The 8,822-nt window shown below is 36.5% G+C and carries 11 protein-coding genes; 6 read left to right on the top strand and 5 right to left on the bottom strand.

Annotated elements, in window-relative coordinates:
* Nucleotides 1–159: 159 nt before the first annotated feature.
* The 3 genes from C9J34_RS15125 to C9J34_RS15115 all read left to right on the top strand — a co-directional run bounded on the left by C9J34_RS15125 (nucleotide 160) and on the right by C9J34_RS15115 (nucleotide 1,649).
* Nucleotides 160–708 carry an HTH-type transcriptional regulator Hpr gene (locus C9J34_RS15125; RefSeq protein WP_107841014.1) on the top strand — a complete coding sequence of 183 codons (549 nt, stop codon included), beginning with the start codon at nucleotides 160–162 and terminating at the stop codon, nucleotides 706–708.
* Nucleotides 709–851: 143 nt separating this feature from the next.
* Nucleotides 852–1,394 carry a DUF3267 domain-containing protein gene (locus C9J34_RS15120; RefSeq protein ID WP_107841013.1) on the top strand — a complete coding sequence of 181 codons (543 nt, stop codon included), beginning with the start codon at nucleotides 852–854 and terminating at the stop codon, nucleotides 1,392–1,394.
* A 42-nt stretch (nucleotides 1,395–1,436) separates the two neighbouring features.
* Nucleotides 1,437–1,649 (top strand): hypothetical protein, encoded by a 213-nt coding sequence (locus C9J34_RS15115; RefSeq protein ID WP_411830073.1) that lies wholly within the window; start codon nucleotides 1,437–1,439, stop codon nucleotides 1,647–1,649.
* Nucleotides 1,650–1,705: 56 nt separating this feature from the next.
* Here C9J34_RS15115 and C9J34_RS15110 read toward each other — a convergent pair whose 3' ends face one another.
* Nucleotides 1,706–1,813: a YjcZ family sporulation protein gene (locus tag C9J34_RS15110; protein ID WP_107841011.1), complete on the bottom strand. Its 108-nt coding sequence runs from the start codon at nucleotides 1,811–1,813 to the stop codon at nucleotides 1,706–1,708.
* A gap of 151 nt (nucleotides 1,814–1,964) precedes the next feature.
* Here C9J34_RS15110 and C9J34_RS15105 point away from each other — a divergent pair, with 151 nt between their 5' ends.
* Nucleotides 1,965–2,807: a peptidylprolyl isomerase gene (locus tag C9J34_RS15105; protein WP_107841010.1), complete on the top strand. Its 843-nt coding sequence runs from the start codon at nucleotides 1,965–1,967 to the stop codon at nucleotides 2,805–2,807.
* 109 nt (nucleotides 2,808–2,916) lie between these two features.
* Here C9J34_RS15105 and C9J34_RS15100 read toward each other — a convergent pair whose 3' ends face one another.
* The gene (locus tag C9J34_RS15100; protein ID WP_107841009.1) at nucleotides 2,917–3,255 is read right to left on the bottom strand and encodes a zinc ribbon domain-containing protein YjdM; all 339 of its coding nucleotides are present in this window, start codon (nucleotides 3,253–3,255) and stop codon (nucleotides 2,917–2,919) included.
* 225 nt (nucleotides 3,256–3,480) lie between these two features.
* On the opposite strand from C9J34_RS15100, the gene serC reads away from it, so the two are divergent.
* Entirely contained in the window at nucleotides 3,481–4,572 is a 1,092-nt protein-coding gene (gene serC / locus C9J34_RS15095) for a 3-phosphoserine/phosphohydroxythreonine transaminase (protein ID WP_107841008.1), read from the top strand.
* 157 nt (nucleotides 4,573–4,729) lie between these two features.
* Here serC and yhaM read toward each other — a convergent pair whose 3' ends face one another.
* Nucleotides 4,730–5,665 carry a 3'-5' exoribonuclease YhaM gene (yhaM, locus tag C9J34_RS15090; RefSeq protein ID WP_107841007.1) on the bottom strand — a complete coding sequence of 312 codons (936 nt, stop codon included), beginning with the start codon at nucleotides 5,663–5,665 and terminating at the stop codon, nucleotides 4,730–4,732.
* A gap of 194 nt (nucleotides 5,666–5,859) precedes the next feature.
* Between yhaM and C9J34_RS15085 the strand changes: the two genes are divergently transcribed.
* The gene (locus tag C9J34_RS15085; RefSeq protein ID WP_107841006.1) at nucleotides 5,860–6,045 is read left to right on the top strand and encodes a YhzD family protein; all 186 of its coding nucleotides are present in this window, start codon (nucleotides 5,860–5,862) and stop codon (nucleotides 6,043–6,045) included.
* Between the two features lie 234 nt (nucleotides 6,046–6,279).
* Here C9J34_RS15085 and C9J34_RS15080 read toward each other — a convergent pair whose 3' ends face one another.
* Nucleotides 6,280–7,458 carry a hypothetical protein gene (locus tag C9J34_RS15080; RefSeq protein ID WP_107841005.1) on the bottom strand — a complete coding sequence of 393 codons (1,179 nt, stop codon included), beginning with the start codon at nucleotides 7,456–7,458 and terminating at the stop codon, nucleotides 6,280–6,282.
* A gap of 430 nt (nucleotides 7,459–7,888) precedes the next feature.
* A complete protein-coding gene (locus C9J34_RS15075) occupies nucleotides 7,889–8,671 on the bottom strand; it encodes an enoyl-CoA hydratase (protein WP_107841004.1) in 783 nt (260 codons plus the stop codon).
* Nucleotides 8,672–8,822: the final 151 nt, after the last annotated feature.

The raw sequence follows: 8,822 nt of genomic DNA, 5'->3' as shown, positions 1-8,822 counted from the left end.
ACCTATCACAAAATAGAAAAACATTCAATTTTATATTACTTTTAGTACTTTTCGGTGTTATTCTGCATGAATGTAATTATTTTATTTTTCAAACTTTAAACTTTTTTCTTTTATTGCTATAATATTTTAAAATTGCAATGAAAGAAGAAGGTGAAGCTTTTGTCTGAACAATTATATACGACGAAGGAAGCAATGCTTTATAGCCAAAGAACTGCCCAGCTTTCTAAAGCGTTATGGAAGGCTGTCGAGAAAGATTGGCAACTATGGATTAAACCCTATGATTTAAATATTAATGAACATCATATTTTATGGATTTCATTTCATTTGCAAGGTGCATCTATTTCAGATGTTGCCAAATTTGGTGTCATGCACGTTTCTACAGCTTTCAATTTTTCAAAAAAATTAGAAGAGCGTGGTTTATTAAAATTTTCAAAACGCGATGATGATAAGCGCAATACATATGTTGAATTGACTGAAGCCGGCTCGCAACTAATTATGCAGATGAACGAACATTATCATGATACACCGCACTGTATTTTAGATGGTTCCCTACCTTTAAGAGAACTATATGGCAGATTCCCAGAATTTTTAGATGTCATGGCCGTTGTTCGCAATATTTACGGTGATGATTTTATTAAAATTTTTGAACGCTCATTTAAAAATTTTAAAGATAATTTCGATCAAGTACACTCGTCTGCTCGACAATAAATATAAGATTTTCAAGGGGGTGTCTAAAGAGGTATTACCTTTTTGGACACCCCCTTGTTGTTCAACGAATTGAAAAATAGCTATTGCATCACTTTTTCTTTACAATGGTTATATGAAATTAGCGGTTAGAAAGAAGGTGCTTTATGCATTGTTGGAAAACAATTAATATTGTATCTGAATACGGCCTTGTACGACTCACACTATTAGCTGTTCTAACATTCGTTGCTGTTTTTTGCTCATCGTATGTCATAACAAGTTTGCAATACCGTGCGCCTCATACCGATCAATATATTTTTTTATTTTTTATAGCCGTTTTTGTTTTATATCCCTTTCATAAAGCAGGGCATTATCTCGCATTATTAAAATACCGAAAAACAATAAAATTTCGCTGGAAAACGATTTTTCACATTATCCCTATTTTGCGTTTTCGCTTGCAAGAGACAATACCTAAAAATCATTATGTGCTCGCATTGCTGACACCTTTCTTGCTATTGAATAGTTTGTTCCTAGCGATTGCAATATTTTTTCCTTTATACTCACACTATGCTTGCCTACTACTAGGTTTTCATAGTAGCATATGTTTAATTGATTTATTAAACGCAAAACATTTATGGCATGCACCAGCTAACGCATTAATTGAAGATACGCCAAAAGGCTATGAAATATTAGTACCACCCAGATTATAGCTACAGCTTGTCTTATTAGTTGTATATTTGGTATGCTTGACGATGAATCGAAAGAGAGGAGGAATAGGCTTGCTATTAGTAGTAATCATACTATTCTCAGTATTTTATTTATTTCAAATAAACCGCATGACCTATGCTCTTTGTATGCGCAAAGAAATTCCAGAAGAAAAGCAACCAAAAATCTTTCGTACAATCAATGTTCTTATAACGATTTTATTAGTTTCTTTTTATATGGAAGTATTATTCACTGTTTAAAAACGAAAAGGCTGTAGGAAAAAATTCACTTTTCCTACAGCCTTCCTTTTAATTAATTAGTAAAGATATGCAGCACCGACAATGATCAATAAAATGAATAAAACAACAAGTAGCGCGAAACCTGAGCCGTAACCGCCGCCACCATTGTAGCCTCCACCGCCCATTGTGCTCCCTCCTTTCACCTTTCTATCATCTATCGTATGCACCCTCCCATTTAAATCTTAGGCACTTTTAACATGCAACCATTTTGTTTTTTTTTCGTTTATGTTATAGTAACAATGGCATTCAAAAGAAAGTTAGGAGCGTACATTTCACATGAAAAAAACATTTTTAGCAGTAACGCTAGCGGCATCTTTAGGTTTAGCAGCGTGCAGTAACCCAGGAAAAGAAGTAGTTGTTAGCTCAACTATAGGCGATTTAACACAAGAAGAATTTTACAAAGAAATTAAAAACGTAGCTGGCGAGGAATTATTACAGCAAATCATGGTTGAAAAAATCTTAAATGACAAATATAAAGTAACAGAAGAAGAAATTAAAACAGAATTCGCATCATTTAAAGAATATGCTGGTGATCAATATGATGCATTCCTTGCACAAAATAAATTGACTGAAGAAAGCTTAAAGGAAAATATTCGTGTTAATTTATTAAGCCAAAAAGCATTAGAAGAAATAGAAATTTCGGATGAAGATATCCAAAAATATTATGACCAAGCTAGTCAAGAGCTACATGCTCGTCATATTTTAGTGGACAACGAAGAATCAGCAAAAGAAGCGATTAAGCGCATTAATGATGGTGAAGATTTCGCTGACGTAGCAAAAGAGCTTTCATCTGACGGCTCTGCTGAAAAAGGCGGAGATTTAGGCTGGTTCTCAGTTGGTATGATGGTGAAGGAATTTAATGATGCAGCATATGCACTTGAGGTAAATACAGTAAGCGAGCCTGTTAAATCACAATTTGGCTACCATGTCATTGAAGTAACTGAAAAACGTGCTGTAGAAGATTATGGTACATTAGAAGAGAAAAAAGACGAAATTCGTGAAAGCCTTAAATCACAAATTAGCATGGACGATGTCATTGCAAATTTATTAAAAGAAGCAAAAGTTGAAATCAAAGACGCTGACTTAAAAGGGGCCTTCGATAAATTCTCAATCAAATAATAATTAGAAAGGGCGTCCGAAATTCATTTTGGACGCTCTCTTTGTATAAAAGTGGCAAGTAAATTATTAAGTCTAGAAAATGTTATTTCACTTTCTGGACACCTCTTTTTTAGTTTTTCTTGACAAACTCAGACTTTAATTTCATTGCACCAAAACCATCAATCTTACAGTCAATATTATGGTCACCTTCTACTAAACGGATGTTTTTTACACGTGTTCCGATTTTTAATGTAGAGGAGCTTCCCTTTACTTTTAAATCTTTAATAACTGTAACAGTGTCACCGTCAGCTAATAAATTGCCGTTTGCATCACGTACAACTAACCCTTCTTCTATAGACCCTTCCTCTGTCGCTGACCATTCATGCGCACATTCTGGGCAAACATACATCGTTCCGTCCTCATATGTGTATTCTGAATTACATTTCGGGCAATTTGGTAAATTTTCCATCAAAAATCCTCCTTTAATTAATCCCCTCTATACTGGCATATTCCATCAGTAAATTCAAGCTAAGTACAAATATTTCATCCTGTTATTGATGAAATATTCGTGTTTTACGCAAAAAATTTATTCTTTTTTGCTTTTTACAAAAGTAATTTTAAGAATTTTGCCACAATATAAAAAAAACAGTATATTATATACTTATACTCGCAATAGAAAAAGGAGTGTTTACATTTGAGTTCAACCAATCAACGTGCATTTAATTTTAATGCTGGTCCATCTGCTTTACCTTTAGAAGTACTGCAAACAGCCCAAGAGCAACTAGTTAACTTCAATAACACAGGTATGTCGATTATGGAGCTTAGCCATCGTAGCAAGGATTTTGAGCAAGTACATAATGAAGCGATAGCACGTCTACGCACGCTTTATGCCGTACCTGACAATTATGAAATTATTTTTTTACAAGGTGGCGCAAGCTTACAATTTTCAATGATTCCGATGAACTTTCTACAGCAAGATGGGCAAGCCGATTATATTTTAACAGGTGTCTGGTCTGAAAAAGCCTTAGCGGAAGCAAAATTATTTGGCACATCTGTTGTCGCTGCCTCAACAAAGGATCATCACTATAAACATATCCCTGCTATCGATGAACTAAATCTAAATGATGCAGCAGCTTACGTGCATATTACAACGAACAATACAATTTATGGTACACAGTGGAAAGAGTTCCCTACAACAACAGCTCCATTAATTGCTGATATGTCGAGCGATATTTTGTCAACACCAATCGATATTAACAAATTTGGGCTTATTTACGCAGGCGCACAAAAAAATCTAGGCCCCTCAGGTGTAACAGTTGTTATTATTCGTAAAGATTTATTAGACAAAGCAAATACCTATATTCCAACGATGCTCAAATACTCAACATTTACAGAAAACAACTCTTTATACAACACACCACCTACATTTGGTATTTACATGTTAGGAGAAGTATTAAAGTGGGTAGAGGCTCAAGGTGGCCTTGAGAAAATTGCGGCACATAATGAAGCAAAGGCAAAGCTTATTTATGACGCGATTGACGAATCAAATAGCTTCTATGTAGGACATGCGGACAAAGAAAGCCGCTCATTAATGAACATTACATTCCGTTTAGCAGACGAAGAACTAGAGAAGCAGTTTTTAGCTGAAGCAAAGGAAGCAGGCTTTGTTGGCTTAAACGGACACCGCTCTGTTGGTGGCTGTCGCGCATCAACATATAATGCTGTACCGTATGTAACATGCAAAGCATTAGCGGATTTTATGGTTCAGTTTCAAGCGAAGCATTAATCAATAACATCTTTAAGATCGACGAATTCGCACGTAGGATGCCCATTTTCGCACATTAAACCTTGAAATTCGCACACAAGACAAGCAAATTTACTCAACCAAACTACAAAAACAAATGGCTGTTGGAAAGGCGGATACCTTTTCCAACAGCCATTTCTTAAATCGTTGGCTTATAAAATGAGCGATTTTCAAGTGGGAATAGGCGCTCTGTAAATTCACCTGGCTTCGTTTTATCTAATGCACGTTTTAGCATATTCATCTTCGCATCGATATTATCGATGTAATGTAAAATTTCTGCCTCTTGAATCATCGGCTTTTTCGGGCTGCCCCATTCCTCTTTGCCATGATGTGACAGTACAAGATGCTGTAGCAACATCACTTCTTCACCTTCAATATTTAGCTCTGTTGCAGCCTGCCCGATTTCATTGACCATAATTGTAATATGGCCTAGTAAATTACCCTCTATCGTATAAGTTGTGGCAATCGGTCCTGTTAATTCAACAACTTTTCCGATATCGTGCAAAATAATACCCGCATATAATAAATCGGTATTTAATGATGGGTATAATTCAGCAATTGCTTTTCCTAGACGTAGCATTGATACAACATGATCAAGCAAGCCTGATACATAATCATGATGATTTTTCGTTGCTGCTGGATGCACAAGTAAGCTTGGCTGATGCTTTTTAATTAAATGACGCGTAATGCGTGAAATATTTGGATTTTTAATTTCAAAGAAAAATTGCGTTAATTCCTCCATCAACTGTTCTTTTGGAATAGCTGATGAAGGCACTAAATCACTAACTTGTATCCCTTCCTCTGGGCGTGCTACACGAATTTGCTTGATGCGTAATTGATTCTTTCCGCGATAATCATGGATTTCTCCACCTACTCGCACAATCGTTTCTGCTTTATACATATTTTCATGTTCTTCATTTGTATCCCATAGCTTCGCCTCAATATCGCCACTTTTATCTTGTAAAATAAGCGACATAAAAGGCTTTCCTACTGTCGTAACACCTTTTGTAGCTTGTTTAATTAATAAAAATTGCTCAACTTGCTCCCCGACTGGAAGCTTAGTAATTCCTTCCACTACGAAATCACTCCTTTTCTTGACATTTATCGCTTATAGCACGATCTACTGCCTTTATTGTACCATGATTTAGTTAAATAATATCAATAACTGTCAACCTAACAATGAAATATGAGAAAACAATAGACAGAAAATGAATGTTCATTCATAATATATTTATAATACAATGGAGTTAAAAAAAGGTGGGAGAATCTATGGAAAATTATCGCTTCACAGCATTTGAAAAAACTGGGGAAACATTGTTTGATGAAGTATGGACATTCACGAATGATGACGTAGCTAAAATCGAGGGGCAAAAGCAAATCGAAGAAAAAGGCTTAGCCGAAAAAACTCATCGTCTTGTTAATGGTGCAGGTAAACTAATTTTATTCCATGTATAAACGAACGAAAAGGCTGTCTGAAAAGGTAATATCTTTTCGGACAGCCTCATTTCGCTTGTCTTACGTGCGATTTTCACTGTTTAACGGGCGAAAACAAGCATTCGTTGGGCGAATCGTTACTTTTGAACTAGAAAATTAAAAAGTGCTCGCTTAACTGTCTTTTCCTTGAATGACACAACTGGATTTTTTGTTATTCAAAAGTGCACCCGACTTTCTGGACACACTCTCTGTTCATTATACTGCCAGTGGCTGAAGCACCTCATATATTTCTTCATTTGTTGGGACATGCAAATACATGCGCAATTTAATAATACGCGTTAGCTCACGATGAATTAAATGATCTGCAAATTGCTGCTGATTACTTGCTGCATACATTTCTCTCAACATTTTCGGCATATTATGTAAAGCTTCGAAATCATGCAAAGCTTGCTCTAACTCTTTTTCATTTAATAAATATTCCTCAGCTAGCACTGTTAAACGCTCATTAAAAATGTCCAACATTTGCAAAGCATCATCACGAATAAATAAATCAAGAGCGCGCTTCGTAATTTTACTAGCTAAACTGCTACCAATCATCAAGCCAATAATAGCGCCAATCATACTAACAATCGTCGTGCTGACATTTGGAATCGTGAAGCCAATCCCACTCCCTACGACCATTCCTGCAATACCGCCCGCTATACTCGCAGCCGTTTTCGCTACATTTTTAAATAATTGCTGTGAAGACATTTTCCCTTTAATCGTACGGGCAATATCTGCTGTCGACATCATACCAGTAACAAGTGCACCTGTTACCACATTTGCATTCAATAGCAGGATTCCTTTTTTAGCTACTGCGGAGCTAATCATCGCTTTTTTTGTAATGGCTGTTGCCATTTTTTTAGAAGCCATTTTCGCGCCACCTGTTTTAAAGGCACTGCTTATATCTGGATTTAAGTCAAAGTCTGCTGTCATCTTACGATGGTTATATAACTGTAATGAAATGACTTCCTCAGCAAATGTCTCTCCTAATACAGCTAGCCCTGTATGTATTCCATTTTCGATTGCCACTTTTCGTGCAACACCATTCCATTTGCTTTGTGCAAAAGCTGTCACAGCACTTATACTAATCGCATCATTGACGAAATAAATGCGTCCTTGCTCATCCATTGTTAATCCATGAATATTTCTAGCAAGCGTTATATGCTTTATTTGGGCATACGTAAAAGCACCTTTTTTAATCACTTGTGTTAAATCTTTTGTACTTTCTTCTTGTTGCTGCAGCGCTTCTATAATGTCCTCGTATTGCTCAAACGGTACTTCTAATAATAATCGCTCATTATTTGTTATATATTGCAAACAAATCTCTACTGCCTTCTCTACTGTAGGGCAATAAACATTTACGCTCTGAGATGTCTGATAGTTAGCTTCCATATATGTTTCCCCCGATTCAATCTTTTTTATAATAATCATCTTTAGTCGGGATGTACAGTAAATTTTATGAGAATAGTGAATTTGCCCTTTTTTATGTAAGTTCAAGTAACTGTATTGGCAATATGTAATGCTAGTCCATGCTATATTTAGAGCAAATTTATTAACACAACCAATGAAGATTTTATCTGTATTTCTTGATAAAGTGAACCTTCAATCAGTGGGATTTTTCTTCATCTCCCACTGATTGTTAATAAAGGTACACAAGCTAAGTACTTCACATCTTGTTGACCTCAATCGTTTTTTTGCAGACTGTTGATCCCCCACTTAAATATTTTGGCTTTACCTTATATTTTGAAGTAGGGGTCTTACAGTCTGTTAGTACGGGATAAAATATGAAAAACGCGAAAAAATCAATTTTCGCGTTTTTTGCTTATTGTCCTATAAAATTAGGCTGTCGTTTTTCTACAAAAGCCGTAATGCCCTCTTGGTGATCTTTTGTACCGTGCATTTTAGCTTGAGATTTCGCCTCTGCTTGCAATATGCGCGCTAGTTCTGGCAATTTCTCTGCGTGCAAAATTTGCTTCGTTTCCAGCATCGCAGCAATTGGTGATGCGAGCATTTTTCCAACGAGCTGATCCACCACTGCTGTAGCTGCGCCATCTGGTACGATATGGTCAACTAACCCTTGCGCCAATGCCTCCTGTGCCTCCATCACTTTTCCTTCCCAAATAAGCTGCTTCGCCTTTGCTACACCTAAGCGCTCTTTCATAAAGAAATGACCGCCACCATCTGGCACAAGGCCAATACCGATAAAGTTCATTGCTAGCTTTGCCGACTCTTCCGCCACAATCACATCACTTGCCAATGCAAGGCTAAAGGCTAGCCCTGCGGCTGCACCATGTACTTGCGCAATCGTCAGCATTGGCAATGTGTAATATGCTTTAGCAAAGCGTGTGATATATGACATCAGCACTTCAAAATCAACCGCTCCATCAGCCCCAAGCATCATCTTAATATCGCCACCTGCTGAAAAAGCACGCCCTTCCCCTTTGACGATTAAGATTTGCACATCAGGTTGCTCATGTAGCTTCTCTAAGCAATCAGCTAGCTCCTGCATCATCGTCGCATCCATCGCATTCATTGCCTGTGGCCGATTTAATGTTAAAATCGCTTTGCGCTCTAATATTTCTAAGTCAATTGTTGTATAACTCATAAAAAATCCCCCTCCAATAATGAATAACCATTCACTTTTAATATTCTACTTTTGTTGTCAAATTCCTTTTTTATTCAACAAATTTGTGAGCAAAAAATTTAACAATTATCGAACATCCTACTGTATATACACCTGTCTCTTATACACATCT

This window comes from Metasolibacillus meyeri, assembly GCF_003049505.1.
Lineage (GTDB): Bacteria > Bacillota > Bacilli > Bacillales_A > Planococcaceae > Metasolibacillus > Metasolibacillus meyeri.
Note: the sequence above shows the minus strand (reverse complement) of the source record. Positions and strands in the feature narration are given on the sequence as shown.